General features: G+C 72.2%; 16 protein-coding genes. 8 read left to right on the plus strand and 8 right to left on the minus strand.

The window, feature by feature from the left end:
• Positions 1–46: 46 nt before the first annotated feature.
• On the plus strand, positions 47–2,410 hold the full coding sequence (locus tag ACSYGO_RS10500; protein ID WP_460386550.1) for a glycoside hydrolase family 31 protein: 2,364 nt from the start codon (positions 47–49) through the stop codon (positions 2,408–2,410).
• Between the two features lie 168 nt (positions 2,411–2,578).
• Here ACSYGO_RS10500 and ACSYGO_RS10505 read toward each other — a convergent pair whose 3' ends face one another.
• Positions 2,579–3,115 carry an NUDIX domain-containing protein gene (locus ACSYGO_RS10505; protein WP_426681771.1) on the minus strand — a complete coding sequence of 179 codons (537 nt, stop codon included), beginning with the start codon at positions 3,113–3,115 and terminating at the stop codon, positions 2,579–2,581.
• 262 nt (positions 3,116–3,377) lie between these two features.
• Between ACSYGO_RS10505 and ACSYGO_RS10510 the strand changes: the two genes are divergently transcribed.
• From ACSYGO_RS10510 to glpK, 5 genes are all read left to right on the plus strand, one after another.
• The gene (locus ACSYGO_RS10510) at positions 3,378–3,803 is read left to right on the plus strand and encodes a Zn-ribbon domain-containing OB-fold protein (RefSeq protein ID WP_426681788.1); all 426 of its coding nucleotides are present in this window, start codon (positions 3,378–3,380) and stop codon (positions 3,801–3,803) included.
• Positions 3,804–3,831: 28 nt separating this feature from the next.
• Positions 3,832–5,022: a lipid-transfer protein gene (locus ACSYGO_RS10515; RefSeq protein WP_460386551.1), complete on the plus strand. Its 1,191-nt coding sequence runs from the start codon at positions 3,832–3,834 to the stop codon at positions 5,020–5,022.
• 206 nt (positions 5,023–5,228) lie between these two features.
• Positions 5,229–6,872 carry an EAL domain-containing protein gene (locus ACSYGO_RS10520; protein WP_460386552.1) on the plus strand — a complete coding sequence of 548 codons (1,644 nt, stop codon included), beginning with the start codon at positions 5,229–5,231 and terminating at the stop codon, positions 6,870–6,872.
• Positions 6,873–7,417: 545 nt separating this feature from the next.
• Positions 7,418–8,158 carry an MIP/aquaporin family protein gene (locus ACSYGO_RS10525; protein WP_426681768.1) on the plus strand — a complete coding sequence of 247 codons (741 nt, stop codon included), beginning with the start codon at positions 7,418–7,420 and terminating at the stop codon, positions 8,156–8,158.
• A 13-nt stretch (positions 8,159–8,171) separates the two neighbouring features.
• Positions 8,172–9,692 (plus strand): glycerol kinase GlpK, encoded by a 1,521-nt coding sequence (gene glpK, locus ACSYGO_RS10530; protein ID WP_460386554.1) that lies wholly within the window; start codon positions 8,172–8,174, stop codon positions 9,690–9,692.
• Positions 9,693–9,831: 139 nt separating this feature from the next.
• On the opposite strand, the gene ACSYGO_RS10535 is transcribed toward glpK, so the two are convergent.
• From ACSYGO_RS10535 to ACSYGO_RS10555, 5 genes are read right to left on the minus strand one after another with little or no spacing between them, the layout of a single operon-like run.
• Positions 9,832–10,437 (minus strand): GTP-binding protein, encoded by a 606-nt coding sequence (locus ACSYGO_RS10535; RefSeq protein WP_426681767.1) that lies wholly within the window; start codon positions 10,435–10,437, stop codon positions 9,832–9,834.
• On the minus strand, positions 10,418–14,095 hold the full coding sequence (locus ACSYGO_RS10540) for a hydantoinase B/oxoprolinase family protein (protein WP_460386556.1): 3,678 nt from the start codon (positions 14,093–14,095) through the stop codon (positions 10,418–10,420). Before ACSYGO_RS10540 ends, ACSYGO_RS10535 begins: the two co-directional genes overlap by 20 nt.
• Positions 14,096–14,119: 24 nt before the next feature.
• Positions 14,120–14,515 carry a DUF742 domain-containing protein gene (locus ACSYGO_RS10545; RefSeq protein WP_095932942.1) on the minus strand — a complete coding sequence of 132 codons (396 nt, stop codon included), beginning with the start codon at positions 14,513–14,515 and terminating at the stop codon, positions 14,120–14,122.
• 9 nt (positions 14,516–14,524) lie between these two features.
• Positions 14,525–14,965 (minus strand): roadblock/LC7 domain-containing protein, encoded by a 441-nt coding sequence (locus tag ACSYGO_RS10550; protein ID WP_426681765.1) that lies wholly within the window; start codon positions 14,963–14,965, stop codon positions 14,525–14,527.
• Complete coding sequence (locus ACSYGO_RS10555) at positions 14,962–17,946, minus strand: nitrate- and nitrite sensing domain-containing protein (RefSeq protein WP_432176880.1); 2,985 nt, start codon at positions 17,944–17,946, stop codon at positions 14,962–14,964. The genes ACSYGO_RS10550 and ACSYGO_RS10555 overlap by 4 nt, the downstream gene beginning before the upstream one ends.
• Before the next feature lie 402 nt (positions 17,947–18,348).
• Here ACSYGO_RS10555 and ACSYGO_RS10560 point away from each other — a divergent pair, with 402 nt between their 5' ends.
• Positions 18,349–18,894: a hypothetical protein gene (locus ACSYGO_RS10560; protein ID WP_426681763.1), complete on the plus strand. Its 546-nt coding sequence runs from the start codon at positions 18,349–18,351 to the stop codon at positions 18,892–18,894.
• Positions 18,895–19,128: 234 nt separating this feature from the next.
• On the opposite strand, the gene ACSYGO_RS10565 is transcribed toward ACSYGO_RS10560, so the two are convergent.
• Positions 19,129–20,337: an NAD(P)/FAD-dependent oxidoreductase gene (locus tag ACSYGO_RS10565; RefSeq protein ID WP_435228702.1), complete on the minus strand. Its 1,209-nt coding sequence runs from the start codon at positions 20,335–20,337 to the stop codon at positions 19,129–19,131.
• 34 nt (positions 20,338–20,371) lie between these two features.
• Entirely contained in the window at positions 20,372–20,692 is a 321-nt protein-coding gene (locus tag ACSYGO_RS10570; RefSeq protein WP_095932944.1) for a bifunctional 3-phenylpropionate/cinnamic acid dioxygenase ferredoxin subunit, read from the minus strand.
• Positions 20,693–20,906: 214 nt separating this feature from the next.
• On the opposite strand from ACSYGO_RS10570, the gene ACSYGO_RS10575 reads away from it, so the two are divergent.
• The gene (locus tag ACSYGO_RS10575) at positions 20,907–21,728 is read left to right on the plus strand and encodes an IclR family transcriptional regulator (RefSeq protein ID WP_426681761.1); all 822 of its coding nucleotides are present in this window, start codon (positions 20,907–20,909) and stop codon (positions 21,726–21,728) included.
• The last annotated feature ends 338 nt before the right edge of the window (positions 21,729–22,066 follow it).

Here is a 22,066-nt window from a genome sequence, read left to right on the forward strand (position 1 = left end):
TTGAACGACTCACCCGTACGGCGCTGTCAATGGCAGGGTGAGCAGCATGGACGGTCGTGACCTGGTGCGTTCGGTGAAAGCGGTCGGTTCGGGGGGTACCGCCCAAGGGTGGCGCACGGTCCGGGCCGCATGGCGCAGGAGGCGTGCCGACGCCGCCGGGCTGCCGCAGCGGCGCGCCGAGCGGGCGCGGGTGCCGGGCCCGGTACAGGGTGTGGAGCCGGAGCCCGGTGGCGGTGTCGTCCGTTTCGCCAGGTCCGAACTGCGGATCACGGTCACGGCCGGCGGCGCGGTCTTCTGGGGCTGGGACGGGGCCGGTCCGGAGCCGTCCTACGCGCTCGCGGGCGGCTCCCCCGAGCCCGACCCGCGCGCGGTCCTGGAACCGGACAAGGACGGCGGCTGGCGGGTCGTCGCCGAGCGGGTGACCGTCGCGGTCTCGCTGCACGGCGCGGTCGAGGTGCGGACGCCCGGAGGCGTGGTCCTGCGGCGCGATCTGCCGCCCCGCTGGTGGGAGCCCGTCGACGGTGGCGCGGCCCGCTGGATGCAGCGCTCCGAAGTGGCGGCCGACGCCCGCTTCTTCGGTCTCGGCGGGCGCGCGACGGGGCCCCGGCTCCGCGACGGCACGTACCGGCTGTGGAACACGGATCCGGGCCGGCCCTTCGGACCCGAGGACGACCCCCTGTACATCACCATGCCGGTGCAGATGGTGGTGTCCGACGCGGCCACTCACCTCGTGTTCCACGACACGACGTGGGACGGCACGGTGACCCTGCGCGAGGGCGAGGAGGGCGCCGGCTCCGGGCACGACCGGGCCGGGACGTGCGAGGTGCGCATGGACGGCGGCCCGCTGCGCTGCTGGGTCATGGTGGGCACCCCCGCGCGCGTGCTGCACGCCTGGGCCTCGCTCACCGGGGCGCCCGCGCTGCCCCCGGCGTGGGCTCTGGGGCACCATCACGCGCGGTGGGGTTTCGGCAGCGAGCAAGAGGTACGGCGGATCGTCGCGGGCTACCAGGAGCGTGGTCTTCCGCTCGACGCGGTCCACCTGGACATCGACCACTACGACGCGCACCAGGTGTTCACGGTCGACACGCAGCACTTCCCGAAGCTCCCGCTGCTCGCCGAGGAACTGCGCCGCGACGGCGTCCACCTGGTGTCGATCATCGATCCCGCGGTCAAGGCCGAGCCGGGCAACGCGGTGTACGACAGCGGGCTGGACGTGGACGCCTTCGTCCGGGACGCGTCGGCGCAGCTGGTGCGCGGTGTCGTGTGGCCCGGGGAGTCGGTCCATCCAGACTTCACGCACGCGCGCGTGCGTGAGTGGTGGGGCAGACTCTACGAGGAGCGGCTCGCGCTGGGGTTCGCCGGGTTCTGGCACGACATGAACGAGCCGACGTCGTTCACGGCCTTCGGGGAGTCGACGCTGCCCCGTTCGGCGCGGCACTCCCTGGAGGGGCGCGGCGGAGATCATCGCGAGGCGCACAACGTGTACGCGCTCGGCATGGCCCGGGCCGCCTACGAGGGACTGCGGGACCTCGTGCCCCAGGAACGGCCGTTCCTGTTCTCCCGGTCCGGCTGGGCCGGGATGCAGCGCTACGGCGGGACCTGGTCGGGGGACGTGGCCACCGGCTGGCCGGGACTGCGGGCGTCGCTCTCCCTGGTGCTGGGGCTCGGGCTGTGCGGGGTGCCCTACTCGGGACCCGACGTGGGCGGCTTCGACGGGAGCCCGTCGCCCGAGCTGTACCTGCGGTGGTTCCAGCTCGGCGCCTACCTGCCGCTCTTCCGCACCCATGCGAGCCTGCGCGCGGGCCGCAGGGAGCCCTGGGAGTTCGGTTCCGAAGTCCTGGAGCACGCGCGCGTGGCACTCGTCGAGCGGCGGCGCCTCGCGCCGTACTTCATGACGCTGGCGCACCTGGCACGGCGTACGGGTGCGCCGTATGTGAGGCCCCTGTGGTGGGGCGCGCCCATGGACCGGGCGCTGCGCGACTGCGAGGACGCCTTCCTGCTGGGCGACTGCCTCCTGGTGGCACCCGTGCTGGATCACGGGACGGACCGGCGTGCGGTGCAGTTGCCCCGCGGGCGGTGGTACGACACGGTCACCGAGGAGGCGTACGAGGGGCCGGCCCAGGTGCTGCTCGACGCCCCGTTGTCCCGTGTCCCGGTGCTGGCGCGGGCGGGCTCCGTCATCCCCGTGCGCGGTGCCGACGGCGGCCTGGAGCTGGAGGCGTGGGCTCCCGCGCGCGGGCGCACCGGCGGCGGGCTCGTCGTGGCGGACGCGGGCGACGGGTGGGACGAGCCGGAGATCGAGCGCTACGTGACGCGGTGGGAGGGCCGGCGGGTGGTGGTGCTGCGGGACGGCGAGGACGGCCGGACCGAGCCGTCCTGCCCGGTCCGGGTACGGGGGCTCGGTGTGTGACGGGGACTGAGGGCGGCGCCGGCCGGTGACGGCCGGCGCACCGCGTGACGTGAGGCAAGCGCGCGTGGGGGGGGCGACGTGACCACGCGCGTGAGGCACGATGTCCCCGCGCGCGTCAGGCGACCAACCCGCGCGCCGGCGACACGCCCGTGCGTGCTGTGGGCCGTCTCAGATGTACCGGCCCTCGAACCACGCGCGAGCAGCCAAGGTGTGCAGCGGGAAGGCGAGTTCGACCGGCCTGCGCAGAAGGTGCCAGCCCTCCGTCTCGTCGGTCGCGGCCGATGGGGGCAGCTCGGCCGCCGGACGCTCCGGAAGGAGCCCGAAGAGCAGCAGATGACCGGCCGGAGAGCTCATCGCGTCGGCGAGGCGGACGTCCCGGCTCGCCACGTCGATGCCCGTCTCCTCCTTGAGCTCGCGCGCAACCGCGTGCCGCCAGTCCTCCCGGTGGTCGATGAAGCCCCCGGGCAGGGCGATGCCTCCGCGCGCGGGGGCGATGGTCCGGGTGATGACGACAAGGGCCGTACCCCTGTCGTCGTAGACGGGCTGAAGGGCCACCGCGACGGGGAGCGGATTGCGGTACGCCACGGTCCCGCAGGCGGCACAGGTGCGGGGCCAGCCGGAGACGCCCTCTTCGTAAGGGGCGCCACAGCTCGAACAGTGGGAGTCCGGCGCGAAGTCGGCGGGTGGATGCGGGGTTGCGGACACGCCGCGGACTGTAGCCGATCATCGGAGGAACGTCTTCACCTGTGGCCGCCCGGCCTGCGACCGGTCCCCGACGGGGCACCGACGGCGGGGACGGCCGGGACCACCCCCGTGGGCCCCGGCCGTCCCCACGCTTACAGCGACGCCGTGGAGGCCCGCGTGGTTCACCGTGACGGCCTGCCCAATTCTCGTTGCCCGTGGCACACTTCTGACGTTCCGTCAGATACTGGGCCGGGGAGGGATCTTGTCGCGTACACGCACGCCAGTGGTGACCGGGTGGTTCGCAGGAGAGGGGGACGACTTCCGCCTCCTCGGCACACGCTGCTCGGCGTGCACCTCGGTCTTCTTCCCCCGCGAGGACACGTTCTGCCGCAATCCCGGCTGCACGGGCGCCGAGCTCGTCGAGGTGCCGCTGTCCCCGCGCGGTCGCGTCTGGTCGTACACGGACAGCCGGTACCGCCCGCCGTCACCCTATGTGACGGACCCGGAACTCTCGTGGGAGCCCTACACGTTGATCGCTGTGGAGCTGGAATCCGAGCGCATCGTCGTGCTCGGCCAGGCGGCTCCCGGGATCACCGTCACCGATCTGACGGTGGGCATGGAGGTGGTGGTCGTCCCGGGTGTGCTCAATGAGGACGCGGAGACGACCTGGACGACCTGGCACTGGCGGCCGACGGGGGTGGCCGCATGAGCGGCGCACGGTTCAGGGAGGTGGCGGCATGACCGGCGAGGTGGCGGTGCTCGGCGTGGGCATGCACCCGTGGGGCAAGTGGGGCCGCGGATTCGTCGAGTACGGAGTGACGGCCGCGCGGACCGCGCTGGCCGACGCCGGGATCGACTGGCGCGACGTCGGGTCGATCGTGGGTGCCGACACGGTCCGCGGCGGCCATCCGGGGTATGTGGCGGGAGCGACGTTCGCCAAGGCACTGGGCTGGCAGGGAGCACGGGTCGCGAGCGTGTACGCGGCGTGCGCGTCGGGGGCGCAGGCCCTGAACACGGCGCGGGCGCAGATCCTCGCGGGCCTCGCGGACGTCGTCCTCGTGGTCGGCGCCGACGCGGCCCCCAAGGGGTTCTTCCGGCCGGCCGGCGGGGATCGGCCGGACGATCCGGACTGGCTGCGGTTCCGGGTGCTGGGGGCGACGAATCCGACGTACTTCGGGCTGTACGCACGACGGCGCATGGCACTGCACGGAGACACGCTGGAGGACTTCGCGCAGGTCAAGGTGAAGAACGCCGCATTGGGTGCGCTCAACCCGCACGCGCGGTACCGCAAGAAGGTCACCGCGGAGGAGGTCGCGGGGTCCGCGGTCGTCGCCGATCCGCTGCGGCTCCTCGACATCTGCGCGACCTCGGACGGCGGCGCGGCCGTGGTGCTGTCCAGCATGGACTTCGCGCGCCGGCACGGAGCGGCCGGTCCCGTGCGGATCCGCGCGGTGTCCACGGTCACCCCGAGCTATCCCAACACGGTGCTCGACCTTCCGGACATCGCCACGGACTCCGCGGCCGCCGTGGAGCCGGCCGACGGCACCTTCCGTGCGTCGATCGCGCGCGCGGCGTACGAGGAGGCCGGCATCGGGCCCGGGGACCTCTCGCTCGCCGAGGTGTACGACCTGTCCACAGCCCTGGAGTTGCAGTGGTACGAGGACCTCGGGCTGTGCCGCGAGGGCGAGGCGGCGAAGCTGCTGCGCGAGGGTGCCACCTCGCTCGGCGGACGCATACCGGTGAACGTCAGCGGTGGTCTCGCCTCCTTCGGGGAGGCCGTTCCGGCGCAGGCGATCGCCCAGGTGTGCGAGCTGACCTGGCAGCTGCGCGGCAGCGCGGGCGACCGTCAGGTGGCCGGGGCCCGCGTGGGGATCACCGCGAACCAGGGGCTGTTCGGACACGGCTCCTCGGTCGTCGCGGTGCGCTGAACCGACAGGTGCTGGGCGGCGGTTCCGCGGACCCGGCCCCGCCGGGCGCGCACCGCTGGGGGCGCGCACGCCGGTCCGGTCGGCGGCAGCGGCCGTCCGGCCGGAGCCGCCCCGGCCGTCCGCACCCTGTGTGACGACCTCGGAATGCTGCGTGAACAGCTCATGAATCGGCCCCGGGCGCGGACGGGCGGCGACATCATGCTGCCGTGCCCTCCTGGACGGATTCGGTCCGCTTCGCCTTCCAACCGGTCGTCAATCTGACGACCGGAGGGGTCTCGGCGCTGGAGATACTCGCCCGCCCCGAGGCCGGCGACATCCTGGCACAGGCCCGCCGCGACCCCGAACTGGACGGCCGGCTCGCCGCGTTGGCCATCCGGGCCGCCGCGCGCAAGGAGACCCTGCTGCCGCTGCACGTCAATGTGTTCGCCGGAACCCTCGCCGACCTCGGCGGTCTGGCGGCGCTGCGCGAGGCGGTGCGCGAGGCCGGACGGCTCCCCTGGGAGGTGACCGTCGACATCGGCCCGCCGTACACGCACGTGCCGCAGCACGCCCTGCTGGAGGCGGTGACCGCGGTGCGGGCCGAGGGCTTCCGGATCTGCGCGGACGGGGTCGGTGACGGCGACGTACCGCTGCGGCTGCTCACGGACCTCGCTCCCGAGCTGATGAAGCTCGACGTTTCCCTGCTGACGCGGCCCGCGGCGGTACGGGCGATGCGGACGCTGTGCGAGCAGTTGGGCGCGCTGCTGTCCGTGGAGGGGGTGGAGACGGAGTCGCAGTGCGCGGCAGCGGTGTCGGCGGGCGCGCAGCTGGCACAGGGCGACCTGTTCGCGCCGCCCGCCCGGCTGCCCGCGGCAGACGTATACGTTCCGGCCCTCTCCCCCGCGCACTCCGCCTCGCCGCGGTCGGGGCCCTCCGTACGGCAGTTCGTGCGACCCGCCGCGCTGCTGCCCGCGATGGCCTCGGCGGGACAGGTACGGGCGCTGCTCACCGGCTCGCCCGAGGTGTCCGGGGTGCTGCTCGTGAACGCCTCCGGGGTCCCCGTACGGTCCGTGCACCGCTCACGGTTCCTGCTCTCGATGTCCGCCCGCTACGGTCACGCGCTGTACGCGGACCGCCCGGCCGCCAAGCTCGGCGACCCGCCGCGCACCGTCGGCGTCGACGCCACGGCCTGGGAGGTCCTGGACGTGGTGGCGGACGGGGACCGCGACCGTACCTCCGACGACGTCGCCGTCGTCGACCGGTACGGGCGGTGCGTGGGCGTGGTGCGCCTCGCCGACCTCGTGCGCGCCCTGGCGGAGAGCCGGGTCGAGGAGGCCGCGGCGCTCAACCCGCTGACCCGGCTGCCCGGTTCGGACGCGATCACCGGTGAGGTGGACCGGCGGATCGCGGACGGCCGGCTGTTCGCGCTCAGCTGGCTGGACGTCGACCACTTCAAACAGGTCAACGACGGGGCGGGGTTCGCCGCGGGGGACGAACTGATCCGCTCGGTGGGGCGCGCCCTGCAGCACGCGGCGTCCGGGGCCACCCGCGTGGGGCACATCGGCGGGGACGACTTCCTGGTCCTCGCCGATCCGGACACCCTGGACCCCCTGGCCACGTCGCTCCTCGACGCGCCGTGGTCCGCGGGCGGCCGGGCGATCACCCTGTCGCTGGCCACGGTGCTGTGCGCGCCCGGCAGTGTCACCGACCATCGGCAGGCCGCCGCCTGTCTGGCGCCGCTCAAGAAGGCCGCGAAGGCGCTGAACGGGGCCAGTTGGGTGCTCGGGCGAGCGGGGCTGCCCGGCCACGAGGTGCGGCGCGGCCCGGGAACGGCAGCGGTGCGGCCGTCCGGGCAGGCCATGGCGGGCTGAGCGGCCGTGGCGGGCTGAGCCGCCCGTCTTCGCGGTGCCGAGCCGCACGGCCGCCCCCTACGGACGGGCCGCCACGGCGGTGCCGAGCCGGACCGCCCAGGCACACGGACAGGCCACCGTCGCGATGCCGAGCCGCACGGCCGCACCGCACGGACCGCCACCGTCGCGACGTCGAGCCGTACGGGCCGCCCCTACGGACGGGCCGCCGTCGACGGACCGGGCGCGTCCGGTGCCCTCCACGTCACGCCCCCTTTGCGGCCTTCGAACCGTTGCAGTCCGCTACCTTGACGCCCCCTGGGCACCGGTGAACACTTCCGGGTGTCAGTCGGCATCGCCGCATTCGGGCGTCTTCAGGCACCGCACCGCTCGGGTTTCGACCTGCACCCAGGCCGTCCCCCCACGGGCGATTCCGCTGCGACGGCACGCTCGTCACGGACGCCGGGCGGGGCGCGGGACATCCCTGCCTTCGGCTGAAGTGGCCATGGGAAACGCACCCTGCACGGTGGCCCGGGGCCAATCCCCCGGGCGAGGGCCTAGGAGCCGCCATGAGCAACGGAGACATCTTTGTCGGCGAGTTGATCGGCACCGCGATCCTGATCCTTTTCGGCGCGGGAGTATGCGCCGCCGTCACCCTCAACAAGTCCAAGGCACAAGGCGCCGGCTGGGTGGTCATCGCGTTCGGATGGGGCTTCGGTGTCCTGGCCGGCGCGTACACCTCGGCACCGCTTTCCGGAGGCCAGATCAATCCGGCGGTCACGATCGGCTTCGCGATCGAGGGCTCCACGAAGTGGGAGGACGTGCCCTTCTACATCCTGGGCCAGTTCGCCGGAGCCATGATCGGGGCCGCCCTCTGCTGGCTGCTCTACCTCGGCCAGTTCAACCTCAACGCCGAAGAGGACAAGGCCATCGAGACGCTGGGGATCTTCTCGACACGGCCCGAGATCAACAACCCCGTGCAGAACCTGATCACAGAGATCATCGCCACCATCGCGCTGATGCTGCCCATCCTCGGGCTGGTCGGCGGGAGCAAGCACGTCGCGGGCATCGGCGACGCGGGCCTGCCCGTCCTGCTCATCTCCCTCCTCGTCGTGGGCATCGGCCTCTCGCTGGGCGGCCCCACCGGGTACGCCATCAACCCGGCCCGCGACCTGGGACCGCGCCTCACCCACGCGCTGCTGCCGATCCCCAACAAGGGCACCTCGGAGTGGAGTTACTCCTGGATCCCGGTGGTCGGCCCGATCGCGGGCGCCGCCATCGGGGCCGCGATCTACAACGCAGCCTTCTGACGAAGGGGACGTCATGACGGACCATGCCGAGAAGTACGTCGCCGCAATCGACCAAGGCACGACCTCGAGCCGCTGCATCATCTTCAATCAGGCCGGCGCGATCGTCGCCGTCGACCAGCGCGAACACCGCCAGATCTTCCCCAAGCCGGGCTGGGTGGAGCACGACGCCACGGAGATCTGGTCCAAGGTGCAGGCCGTGGTCGCCGGCGCGATCGCCAAGGCCGGCCTGCGGGCCGACCAGCTGAGCGCGCTCGGGATCACCAACCAGCGCGAGACGACGGTCCTCTGGGACCGGGCCACGGGCAAGCCCGTCCACAACGCGATCGTCTGGCAGGACACCCGTACGTCCGCGCTGTGCAACGAACTGGGCGGCACGGACGGGCAGGACCGCTTCCGCGAGCAGACCGGACTCCCGCTGGCCAGCTACTTCTCGGGCCCCAAGGCGGCCTGGCTGCTGGACAACGTGCCGGGACTGCGGGCGCGGGCCGAGCGCGGTGAGATCGCCTTCGGCACGATCGACTCCTGGCTGATCTGGAATCTGACCGGCGGCACGGACGGCGGACAGCACGTCACCGACGTGACCAACGCCGGGCGCACCATGCTCATGAACCTGGACACGCTCCAGTGGGACTCGTCCATCCTGTCCGCGATGAACGTCCCCGAGGCGGTGCTCCCGGAGATCAGGTCCTCGTCCGAGGTGTACGGCAGCGCCGTGGGCCAGCTCTCCGGCGTGCCGGTCGCCTCCGCACTGGGCGACCAGCAGGCCGCGATCTTCGGGCAGGCCTGCTACGACGTCGGCACGGCGAAGAACACGTACGGAACGGGCAGCTTCCTGCTGCTCAACACCGGCAACCGGCCGGTCCCGTCGAAGAACGGGCTGCTGACGACGATGGGGTACAAGATCGGCACGGAGGCGCCGGTCTACTGCCTCGAAGGGTCCATCGCGATCACGGGCGCACTGGTGCAGTGGTTCCGCGACCAGCTCGGCATCATCCGCAGCGCCGACGAGATCGAGACGCTGGCGGCGAGTGTCGAGGACAACGGCGGCGCATACATCGTGCCCGCCTTCTCCGGCCTGTTCGCCCCCTACTGGCGCTCCGACGCACGCGGTGTCGTCACCGGGCTCACGCGGTACGTCACCAAGGCGCACCTCGCCCGTGCGGTGCTGGAGGCGACCAGCTGGCAGACCCGCGAGGTCGTGGACGCCATGTACCAGGACTCCGGGGTGCAGATCACCACCCTCAAGGTCGACGGCGGCATGACCAAGAACCAGCTGCTGATGCAGCATCAGGCGGATGTGCTAGGTGTGCCGGTGATCCGTCCGAAGGTCTCCGAGACGACGTGCCTGGGCGCGGCGTACGCGGCCGGGCTCGCCACGGGGGTGTGGAACGACCTGGACGAGCTGAAGTCGCACTGGCAGAAGGACGTCGAGTGGACTCCGTCCATGGAGGCCTCGGTGCGTGACCGCGAGTACCACAACTGGCGCAAGGCGGTGGAGAAGAGCTTCGGCTGGCACGAGGACGACGTCAGCTGAACGGGGTTCACGCGCGCGTGCCTCTCGGGACGCTCCACGCGCGCGTGCTCGACTGCGGCCCGTACCCCGGTCGGCGAGGGTACGGGCCGTACCCGTGCGCGGATCGTGGCGGCGACGGCCGGGGCCGGTCCGGGCGCTGTCAGGGCGCGACGGTCTCGCGGCGGCCGGCGGCGTGGGCCATCGCGTGCTGGACGACCGAGATGAGGACTTCCTTGACGGATTCGCGGTCGCGCGCGTCGCACAGGACGACCGGTACTCCGGGGTCGAGGTCGAGTGCCTGGCGGACGTCGTCGGTGGGATACCGCGCGGCGTCGTCGAAGCAGTTGACGCCGACGACGAAGGGTATGGAACGCCGCTCGAAGTAGTCGACGGCGGCGAAGCAGTCCTCCAGCCGGCGGGTGTCGGCGAGGACGACGGCGCCGAGCGCGCCGGTGGCGAGCTCGTCCCACAGGAACCAGAAGCGGTCCTGGCCGGGTGTCCCGAAGAGGTACAGCACCAGGTCCTCGCGGAGCGTGATGCGACCGAAGTCCATCGCGACGGTGGTGGTGTGCTTGCCTTCCACGCCACTGGTGTCGTCGACCGGCCGGCCCGCCTCCGTGAGGAGTTCCTCGGTGCGCAGCGGCTTGATCTCACTGACCGCGCCGACGAGAGTCGTCTTGCCCACGCCGAAGCCGCCCGCCACCAGGATCTTGAGCGTGACGGGCTCGACCGGGGGCTTGCCGCGCTCAGAACGCCCGAAGATCATCGATCTCTTCTCCTGCTTCATCATGTTCGCGCGGTGGAGGACCGTAGCCTCCGCCGCCGGGGGTTTCGATGACGAGTACGTCGCCGGGGCCGACGTCCGCCGAATCACTTCCGCCAAGTTCGGTGACCGTGCCGTCGGCACGTTCGACCCGGTTGGCACCGAGGCCTCCCGGTTCGCCGCCCGCCATGCCGTAGGGGGCGACCCTGCGGTGCTGGGAGAGCGTCGAGACCGTCATGGGCTCCAGGAAGCGGAGGCGGCGCACACCGCCGTCCCCGCCCCGCCAGCGCCCCGCGCCACCGCTGCCGCGCCGGACCGCGAACTCGTCGAGCCGGACCGGAAGCCGCCACTCCAGGACCTCGGGGTCCGTCAGCCGCGAGTTGGTCATGTGGGTCTGCACGACGGGGGCGCCGGGGAAACCGTCGCCCGCGCCCGACCCTGAGGCCACGGTCTCGTAGTACTGGTGGCGCTCGTTGCCGAACGTCACGTTGTTCATGGTTCCGGAGCCCTCCGCCTGCACCCCCAGAGCGGCGTAGAGAGCACCGGTGATCGCCTGGGACGTCTCCACGTTGCCCGCGACGACGGCGGCCGGGGGCTCGGGGGCGAGCATCGAGCCGCGCGGCACGACGATGTCCAGGGGCCGCAGGCAGCCGTCGTTGAGCGGGATGTCGTCGGCGACCAGGGTGCGGAAGACGTACAGGACGGCGGCGTTGACCACGGAGAAGGGCGCGTTGAAGTTCGTGGTGAGCTGTGCCGAGGTGCCGGTGAAGTCCACCGTGGCGGTGCGTTGTTCCCGCTGCACGGACACACGGACGCGGATGACGGCACCCGAGTCGGTCTCGTAGCTGAACTCGCCGTCCTCCAGGGCGTCGATGACGCGGCGCACCGCCTCCTCGGCGTTGTCCTGGACGTGCTTCATGTAGGCCTGCACGACGTCGAGCCCGAAGTTCGTGATCATGCGGCCGACTTCGTCGACGCCTTTCTGGTTGGCGGCGATCTGGGCGCGCAGGTCGGCGAGGTTGGTCTTCGGGTTGCGCGAGGGGTAGCGCGCGCCGGTGAGCAGGTCCAGGGTCTCGGCCTCGCGGAAGCGGCCGTCCTCGGCGAGCAGCCAGTTGTCGAAGAGGATGCCCTCCTCCTCGATGGTGCGGCTGTCGGCGGGCATGGAGCCGGGCGCGATGCCGCCGATCTCGGCGTGATGGCCGCGGGAGGCGACGTAGAAGAGGATCCGCTCACCCTCCGTGTCGAAGACCGGGGTGATCACGGTGACGTCGGGGAGGTGGGTGCCGCCGTGGTACGGGTCGTTGACCGCGTACGTGTCGCCCGGCCGCATGCTGTCGCCGCGCCGCCGGATGACCTCCTTCACGCTGGTGCCCATGGACCCCAGGTGGACGGGGATGTGCGGGGCGTTGGCGACGAGGCTGCCGTCGGGGTCGAAGAGGGCGCAGGAGAAGTCCAGGCGCTCCTTGATGTTGACGGACTGGGCGGTGGACTCCAGGCGGGCGCCCATCTGTTCGGCGATGGACATGAAGAGGTTGTTGAAGACCTCGAGGAGGACGGGGTCCGCTTCCGTGCCGAGATCGGAACTCTGCGTGACCGCCACCCGTTCCATGACCAGATGCCCCTCGTCCGTCGCCGCGGCCCGCCAGCCGTCGTCGACGACGGTCGTCGCACTGGCCTCGGTGATGATCGCGGGTCCGGTCACGGCCTGGCCGGGCGGCAGTTCCTCGCGGCGGTGCAGCGGCACGTCGTGCCACGCCCCGCCCGTGTGCAGGCTGACCGACTCGGGGGCGGTGGCGGGGCTGTGCGGTGTGGAGCGCTCGGCGAAGGGGGCGAGCGCGGAGAGATCGGGGGGTTCGGTGAGACCGGTGGCTTCCACGGAAAGGGCTTCGACGACGACCGGGCGGTCGAGGGTGAAGGAGTAGGTGGCGCGATGACGTTCCTCGAAGGCTTCGATCATGGTGTCGGGCTCGGTGAGCTCGACGGTGAGGGCCGTGTCGGTGCCGTCGTAGCGGAGTTGGGCGCGGCGGGTGACCCGGATGCGGTCCTCGGGCACGTCCTCGGCGAGCAGTTCGGAGCGGGCGGCGCTCTCCAGGTCGTCGGCGGTCTTCAGGATGCCGGGCATCGCGGAGGCTTCCACAGGTGCCTCCACGGACTGTTCGCGCATGGCCGTGGTGTCGGCGAGTCCGATGCCGAGGGCGGACAGGACGCCGGCCATGGGCGGGACGAGGACGGTGCGGATGCCCAGCGAGTCGGCGACCATGCACGCGTGCTGGCCGCCCGCGCCGCCGAAGGTGGTCAGCGCGTAGCGGGTGACGTCGTGGCCCTTCTGGACCGAGATCCGCTTGACCGCGTTGGCGATGTTGGCCACGGCGATCTGGAGGTAGCCCTCGGCGACCTGCTCGGGGGTGCGATCGTCGCCGGTCCTGTCGCGGATCTCGCGGGAGAGCGCGGCGAACCGCTCGCGGACCAGCGCGTCGTCGAGGGGCTGGTCGCCGTCCGGTCCGAACACCGTGGGGAAGTGCGCGGGCTGGATCCGCCCGAGCGCGACGTTGGCGTCCGTGACGGTGAGCGGGCCGCCGGCCCGGTAGCAGGCGGGGCCCGGGGCGGCGCCCGCCGAGTCGGGGCCCACCCGGTAGCGGGAGCCGTCGAAGTGGAGGACCGAGCCGCCGCCGGCGGCGACGGTGTGGATGTCGAGCATGGGCGCGCGCAGCCGGACCCCGGCGATCTGGGTGGTGAAGACGCGCTCGTACTCCCCCGCGAAGTGCGAGACGTCCGTGGAGGTGCCGCCCATGTCGAAGCCGATCACCCGGTCGAAGCCGGCGAGCTGCGACATCCGGGCCATGCCGACGATGCCGCCCGCGGGCCCGGACAGGATGGCGTCCTTGCCCCGGAACTGTCCGGCTTCGGCGAGCCCTCCGTTGGACTGCATGAACATCAGCCGGACGCCCTGGAGCTCGTCGGCGACATGCTGGACATAGCGCCGCAGGACCGGCGAGAGGTAGGCGTCGACGACCGCGGTGTCCCCGCGCGGGACGACCTTCATCAGGGGGCTGACCTCGCTGGAGAGCGAGATCTGCGGGAAACCGGTGCGGGCCGCCAGCTCACCGACCGCCTGCTCGTGGGCCGGGTGGAGGTGGCTGTGCATGCAGACGACGGCCACGGCACGGATGCCGCGGTCGTAGGCCTCCTGGAGGGGGCCGGTGAGCGCGTCCAGGTCGGGGGCGCGCAGGACCGTGCCGTCCGCGGCGATCCGCTCGTCGACCTCGACGACCCTCTCGTAGAGCAGCTCGGGCAGCTCGATGGCGCGGGCGAAGATGCGGGGGCGGTTCTGGTAGGCGATCCGCAGGGCGTCGCGAAAACCGCGTGTGATCACCAGGAGGGTGCGTTCGCCCGTGCGTTCCAGGAGGGCGTTGGTGGCGACGGTGGTGCCCATGCGGACGGCGTCGATGTGCGGGCCCGTGGCGCCCCGGCCGTCGCGATCACGGTCGCCCTCGTCGCGGTCGCCGTCGAGGAGCTCACGGACGCCGGCGACGGCCGCGTCCGCGTATCTCGCCGCATTCTCGGAGAGCAGTTTGTGCGTGAGCAGGCGGCCGTCCGGGCGTCGCGCGACGATGTCGGTGAAGGTGCCGCCCCGGTCGACCCAGAATTGCCAGCCTGTCACGTCTGTTCCCCGCTTCCGCCCTGCTCAGAGCGCCCGGAGGCCGTTGATCACGTCGCGCAGAATACTCTCGTCCGGCAGCTCTGCGGGCGGTACGGGACGTGTCACGTGGACCATTTCCTCGTCCACGAGGTCCCCGATGAGGACCCGTACCACTCCGATCGGCAGGTCGAGTTCGGCGGCGAGCTCGGCTACCGACTGCGGCGCGTCGCGGCAGAGTTCGACGATGTCCACGTGCTCCGGGGACAGCGTGTGGTCCGCTTCGGGGTCGTCGGCGTGGGGTTCCGTGACGACCACCGCGATCAGATCGAGGCGATGCTGGGCCGGACTGGTGGTGCGGCCACGCGTCATGGCGTACGGACGGACCACCGGTCCGGCTTCGTCGTCGAACCAGTGGCGTGTTCCCTGACCGTCTCCGCTCATGTCATCCCACTACCCGCCCGAGGGCAGATCGGAGCGCGGAGTGGCGGCCAGATGTACGCCCACCCGCTTCACGAGGAGCGTCATCTCGTACGCGACCTGACCGACGTCCGAGTCGGCGTCGGCGAGCACGGCGAGGCAGCTGCCGTCACCGGCCGCCGTGACGAACAGGAAGGCCTCGTCGAGCTCCACGACGGTCTGGCGGACGCTGCCCGCCTCGAAGTGGCGGCCTACGCCCTTGGCGAGGCTGTGGAAGCCGGAGGCGACCGCGGCCAGGTGCTCGCTGTCCTCCCGGGTGAGGTCCTTGGAGGCGCCGGTGGGCAGACCGTCGCCGGAGAGCACGATCGCCTTGCGGATGCTGGCGACGCGGTCCACCAGTTCGTCGAGCAGCCAGTTCAGCTCGCCGGATGCCGTGCTGGTCTCGGAGGGCCCTGCGGCCTTCGGTGCGGTCATCGACCGTCCCCCTTTGTCGTTCCTCTTGCTGTGCCGTCCTGGGCGTCGTCGCCCACGGCGTTCTCCTCGCGGCCGCGCTGCCAGCCCCGCTGGAGCGAGGCCATCCGGTTGCGTACCTCGTCGGCGTCGCGCTCGGCGACGTCCGGACCCGTGCCGGTGCCGGTCCGGTCGCGCTCGGCGCGCCGGTCGGGTCCTGCTTTCAACTGCGGGGCCAGATTGGCCTGGCGGACGCGGCGGGGCAGGCGCGCCGCGCCCGCTTCCGCCTCGCCGGTGGCGGCCTCGGGTCGCGCGGCGGTCCCGGAGCCTGCCGTGGCCCCGCCGGTGCCCGCCGGCGTGGCGCCGCGCCGGGTGCGTCTCGGGAGGGCCGGGGCCTCTCCGGAGCCGCGGGTGCCGGGAAGGCCCGGTGTCCCCGGCAGGTTCGCGGACTCCCGGAGGCCGGACGCGTCACGCAGCCCGGGAGCCTCGCGAAGGCCGGGGCCCTCCGACCGCTCGCCGCCACGCCGCGTCGAGGCCTCGGAGCGCGCCCCGCGCCGCGCGGGCAGCGGCTTCGCGCCGTCCAGTTCCCTGGTACGCCGTTGCGACGGTTCCCGGTTCCCGGCAGACTCCCGGCTCGACACGGGCTCCGTGTACGGCACCGGCGCGAAGCTGTCGTCGGGCTCGTCCGTCTCCTCGCGCCGGGACCTGGTCCGGGTCACCGGACGGCCGTGGGAGCTGACGAGCTTGGGAGCTCCGCGCCGCGGCAGCGGGACGGCGGGGGCGCCCGGAAGGTCCTCGCTCACGAGCGCGGGCTCGTCCTCACCGTCGCGCTCCTGCTCCTCCTCGCCGACCGGTACGCCCGCGATGGAGCGACGTGGCCGGAACAGACCGCCCCGCTCGCTGTCCTCGTCGTCGAGGGCGCCTGGGAAGCCGGTGAGGGTGTCCAGGTCGACGGGTGCGTCCAGCTCGACCGGGCCGTCCAGGATCGAGGCGGGCAGGCCGGGGAGACGCACGGGCGCCTCGGAGAGCGCCGCCTTGCGGCTCTCCTCCACCTCCGCCTCCTTCGACGGGAGCGCGCGGTCGAGCCTGAAGCCGATGCCGTTGGTGTCCGGGACGTCGTCGGTGAGGAGCATGTCGGGAATGAACACGACGGCGGTGGTTCCGCCGTACGGGGACGGCTGAAGGGAGACGCGCACGTTCTGACGCTGGGCCAGTCGGCTCACCACGAAGAGACCGAGCCGGTCGGTGTCGGAGAGCTCGAACTCGGGCGTCTCGGCGAGCCGCAGGTTGGCGTCGAGGAGCGCCTCGGCAGCCATGCCGAGACCACGGTCGTGGATCTCCAGGGTGAAGCCGTTGGCGACGCGTTCGCCGACGACGTGGACTGCCGTGTGCGGGGGCGAGAACACCGTGGCGTTCTCGAGGAGTTCGGCCACGAGGTGGGTGACGTCGGCGACCGCGGGACCGGTGACGGCGACGCGCGGCAGGCGGCGCACCTCGATGCGCTCGTAGTCCTCGACCTCGGCGACGGCGGCACGGACGATGTCCATGAGCTGGACGGGTTTGCGCCACTGCCGGGAGGGCGCGGCGCCGGAGAGGATGACCAGGCCCTCCGCGTGACGGCGCATGCGCGTGGTCAGGTGGTCGAGGCGGAACAGGTCGGCCAGTTCGTCGGTGTCCTCGGTCCGGCGCTCCATGGTGTCGAGGAGCGTGAGCTGCTTGTGGAGCAGCACCTGGCTGCGGCGCGCGAGGTTGACGAACACCTCGGAGACGCCGTCGCGCAGTTCGGACTGCTTGACGGCGGCCTCGACGGCGGCGCGCTGGAGGGTGTTGAGGGCCTGACCGACTTCGCCTATCTCGTTCTTGTCGTATTCCAGGCGCGGCACTTCGGTCTCGACGTCGACCTCTTCGCCGGCGGAGAGCCGGCGCATGACGCTGGGCAGGCGGACGCCGGAGGCCTCGTGCGCCTCCAGTCGCAGTCGGCGCAGGTCGCGGATGAGGCTCCGGCCGATGCGCACGGACATGACGAGCGACACCAGCACCGCGATGAGCCCGACGACACCCGCGACGACCGCCTTGACGATCACGCCCATCGCCACCGGCCCGACCCGGTCCTGGTAGCGGTCGCCCGCCTGGTCGTCCATGTCGCCGAGATCGTCGAGGACGTGTCGGGCCGCCCCGTCCCAGCTCTTCGCCGTGACGCCGCGCGGCGAGCCGTCGGTGGCGGTGACGACCGACTGTTCGGCCACCCGCAGGGGCGCCGTGTCGGCGTTCTTCCAGTAGCGCTGGAAGCGTTCACGCTCCGAGGACGGCAGCAGCGGCAGGCTGGTGTCGTACAGCAAAGTGCGCTGGGCCACGAGGTCGGAGATGTCGCGGGCCTCGTCGCGGGTCAGCCGGCCCACGACCAGGGCGGAACCGAGCAGGGCGTCCTCGCGGGAGAGCAGCTCACGGGCGCGGTCCACGTTGACGAGGGCACGGCCCTGCTTGTCCATCTCCACGTTGTCGAGCACGTGCAGGTTGGCCAGCAGGACGTAACAGGGGTCGACGAGACGGTTGTAGAGGTCGAGGGCCTGGGACCGGTTGACGGTGCCCTCCTCGACACTGCGGCGCAGCGAGTCGATACCGCCGACGGCGTCGAGGAGCGAGGTGAGGCGCTCGCTGGTGCCTCCGCCCATCTCGTCGCGCAGGTCCCCGTCCATGGAGTTCTTGCGGACCTTCGCCACGACCCGGTCGGTGGCGGTCCTGCTGCGCTTGAGGGCGGCGAGCGCGTCCGAGGCGCGAGGATCGGCCAAGTAGACGAGTGTCTGTCTGCGTTCCTGCTGGAGGACGCGGACGGCGTCCTCCGTGGGGAAGCCGATCTTCTCCACGACATCGGCCACGTTGAACAGCTGCTTGGCGGCGCGGCCGGTGAGTACGGTCGCAAAGCCCCAGATCGCTGTCAGGGAAACCAGCGGCACGAGGAGCAGCGCCACGATCTTCCGGCGGATGGACTTCCCGCGAAAGCGCATGGCCTCCCCCAGCTCGACCCCCTCCCGGGGGTACACATGTGCGTCAACAAACGGCGTGAGCCTACTACCGACGCACAGGTAACTCGAAGACCCGTCCGGGTGCAGCCCGCGCGGGTCGGGAACGAGACATGGGCAGTTGTCCGTTCATTGGGGGAGATTGCCTCCCCCAATCCGGCACTTGGGGCCGGATCCCATCGGAGCGGTGAAGTTGGTCAGTTGGCCGGAAATCTTCGCTCCTTGGGAATCTTCGGGACACGTCGTTCGTCTGTCTGTACGGGAAATGGGGGCGGAATCGGCCACAGGGGCCGCATGCCGCGCTCAGGCGGCGTAAAAGAGCGCAAGCCGGGCAGCCAACTGGGGAGCGGGTGTCGCGTGACACCTGTGCGAGGAGCCTGCTGGGCGGTGGGGAGTGACGAGTTGATGGGCACGGCGGAGCGGAGCGGGGCGCTCGGGGAGGACATGACGACGCCCGAGGCGGGGCAACTGGCCGTCCAGGCACCGGATCACGACATTCCGACGGACGAGTACGAGGTGCGCGAGCGCGAAGCGCCCTCGCACTACCGGCCGTTGTGGATCGAGGAGCCCGCGCGCAGGCGGCGGTTGCCCGACCCGGTGCGCACGGCGGCGGTGCGGGCCGTCCTGATCATCGCCGTGACCCTGATACAGGCGGTCGTGGCCTTCTTGTGCACCCTCGCGGGGTCCTGGCTGGCGTTCCCCATGGTCCTCAGCGGCATCGCCAGCACCGTCGTGGCCACGTGGGCGGCGCTCGACGTCTGGGTGACCCGCCAGGTGTGGAACCAGCGCAACGGAGTGGTGTCGGTGCCGAGCAGCACCGCGCGGGCCCTGCGCCGGGAGCGACGCAAGGCCAGGCGGCAGGCGCGGGCGACGGAGCGGTCGCAGGAGCGCATACGCCGGCGCGGGAGCGCCGGGCAGCTGTCGCACTCCTGACGCGACGCATGGGCGACCGCGGGCCGGGGATGGGTCCCTGACCTGGCGGTCCCCGTCTCAGGTGCACGGGGGACGGGACGGTCCGCCACAGGTACACCCGGGTCGGAGCCGTCCATCGCGGGCCCATCGGCCGCGGACGGAGCGGTCCGCGACAAGCACACCCGCGACGGAGCGGTCCGCGACAAGGACACCAGGGACGGAGCATCCCGCCACCAGCGCCTCGACGGCACCGCTTCAGAGTCGGGCCGTCGGTGCGACCGGCATGTCACTTCGGGCGAGTTCGCGGCGGATCCGCGTGAACGGACGGGGGCGGTCCACGGAGAGCACGGCCGTCGTCCGGCCGTCCCGTTCGTAGAGGGCGAGGAATCCGCCCTCGGCGGGCCCTCCCTCCTCGATCCCGCCCTCGACGATCCGGACGGTGTCCGACTCGTGCCGGCGTCCTGCGAACTGGATCCGCGCCCCGTACTGGTCGGACCAGAAGTAGGGCAGCGAGCGTCCGGTGGCGACGGTGCGTCCGGCCAGCAGGTTGCGTACGGCGACCCTGGGTTGCTCGGTGGCCGAGGTCCAGTGTTCGGCGCGGGTGCCGCCGACACGGGCGACGTCACCGACGGCGACCACCTGCGGCAGCGCGGTCGCACAGCCGTCGTCGCACAGCACTCCGTCGTGCAGGGCGAGGGTCGAGCCGGCGAGCCAGCCGGTGTTCGGTGTGGCCCCGATGCCCACGATCACGACGTCGGCGTCCAGCACCCGGCCGTCGGACAGCCGGACACCGGTGACAGCGGGCAGCGACGTACCACCTCCTCCGCCCCCGCGGAGGCCGGCGACACCAGTGCCGGTGACCAGGGCGACGCCGCCGCGGCGGTGCAGTGCGGCACACACGGCCGCCATACGGGGGCCGAGTTGGGGGACGAGGGGCAGTGCCGCTGCCTCGACGACCGTGACGTCGTGGCCGAGAGCGGCGCACGAGGAGGCCGTCTCGGCGCCGATGAAGCCGCCGCCGATGACGACGATCCGGCGCGGACCCCGGGTGAGTTCCGCGCGCAGGGCGCGGGCGTCGTCGAGGGTACGCAGCGTGTGCACCCCGGCGAGATCGTCGCCCGCCAGGCGGCGGGCGCAGGCACCGGTGGCGACGACCACGCCGTCCGTGGAGATGGTGCGGCCGTCGTCGAGAAGGACGGTGCGGCCCCGGGCGTCGAGACCGCGGGCCCGCACGCCGAGGTGCCACTCGGCGTCGAGTTCCGTGGTCTCCTCGGCGTCGGTGAGGGCGAGTTGGGCTTCGTCGGCGCGGCCGGCGAGGAAGTCCTTGGACAGGGGCGGACGGTCGTACGGGCGGTGCCGTTCGTCGCCGATGAGCACGAGTCGTCCGTCGAAGCCCTGGGCCCGCAGCTCGCGGGCCGCGTACAGGCCGGCGAGGGAGGCGCCGACGACGGTCACGGTCCTCATGGGACCCGCGCCGCGTCGCGTACGGTCACGGCGCTCATGCGGCGGTGCCCTCCTCGGCGGCTAGGTGGACGTGGATCATTCCGTCGTCGACGGTGACGCGGTGGGTACGGACCGGGCGTCGCGCGGGAAGGCAGGTCGGCAGGCCGGTGCGGAGATCGAATGAGGCCGCGTGCAGCGGGCACTCGACGAGGCAGCCCTCGAGCCACCCCTCGGAGAGCGACGCGTCCTGATGCGTGCAGGTGTCGTCGATGGCGTACAGCTCGCCCTCCGCGTGGAACACGGCGACGGGCGGTGTGGTGTCGACTCGTACGGATTCGCCCTCGGGGAGGTCTTCAAGGCGACAGACGGGAATCATGGGCCCCCCTCTCGGTCCGGACGGATTCGTCCAGGACCTCTCAGGTCCAGGTCGTCGGGAACCTTCCGGGTTCCGGACGCTTCGGTAACATGATGTTTCGTATGGCGCACGAGGGAGCGCTATGCGCAACAGAATCCGCGCGGGGGTCCCGTCACGTCAAGGGCTTCCCGCAGATGCGGCCCAAACAGGGCCGTCAGGTGGTGAGAGTTGAGCTATGACCCGCACTCAGAAGCAGGCTGAGCACGCCGAGGAGACGTCCGACAAGCCCGGCGGCAGGGGCGCGGGCAGCGCCGTTCAGTCGGTGGACCGCGCCGTGAGTGTCCTGGAGATCCTCGCCCGGCTCGGCGAGGCAGGCGTCACCGAGATCGCCGAAGAGCTGGACGTGCACAAGTCCACCGCGTTCCGGCTGCTGGGGGTGCTGGAGAACCGCGGCCTGGTGGCTCAGGCCAAGGACCGGGGGAAGTACTACCTGGGGGCTGCCGTGCTGCGCCTCGCCGGGGCGGCGGCCGTCCGTCTCGACATCTCCCAGGAGGGCGTCCCGGTCTGCCGCGAACTCGCCGACGAGCTGGGCGAGACGGTCAACATAGCGGTGCTGGACGACGACGCGGCCGTCAACATCATGCAGGCCCGCGGCACCGCCTCGGTCACGGCGCAGAACTGGCTGGGCAGGCGCACCCCCTTGCACGCCACCTCCAGCGGCAAGGTACTGGCCGCGCACATGCCGCCCACCCTGCGCGAGGGTCTGCTGGCGCGCCCGCTGCCCCGCTTCACCGAGCGCACGGTCACGGGCCCCTCGTCGCTGCGCGCCGAACTGGAGGCCGTGGTGGAACAGGGCTACGGCATCACCATCGAGGAGCTCGAGCTGGGACTCGCCGCGGTGGCGGCGCCCGTGCGGTCGCACGACGGCAAGGTGATCGCCGCGATCAGCGTGTCGGGTCCGGTGTACCGGCTGAACGCCGACCGGCTGCCGGAGCTGACCAAGCGGACGGTGGCCGCCGGAGCGGAGCTGTCGCGCCGCATGGGCTACGGCTTCTGAACCCGGCGCCGGGCCGGCCGGCCCGGCTTCCGGCGCGACGACGGGACCGCCCCGGCGCCACCACCGACCCCGACACCGACACCCCCCACGAGCCTCGACCCCAACCCCGGCTCGCACCCGAGCCCCTGCCAACCCCCTGGGCCGATCCCCCCTCGGCCAAGCCCAACGGCCCCCGTCCCCACCCCTCCCCCGCGGCAACTCCCGTGCCGTCCGGCACCCCTGAGCCGCCCCACCACGCCTGACGCGGGGCCGGGACTCCCCGGCCCCGCGTCCCGTGTATCCGCCAGGTTTCGGGCGCCCCGTTCCTTTTGCCAAGGGTTAACTCCCACCCCTTGACG

The organism is Streptomyces krungchingensis (assembly GCF_054729265.1).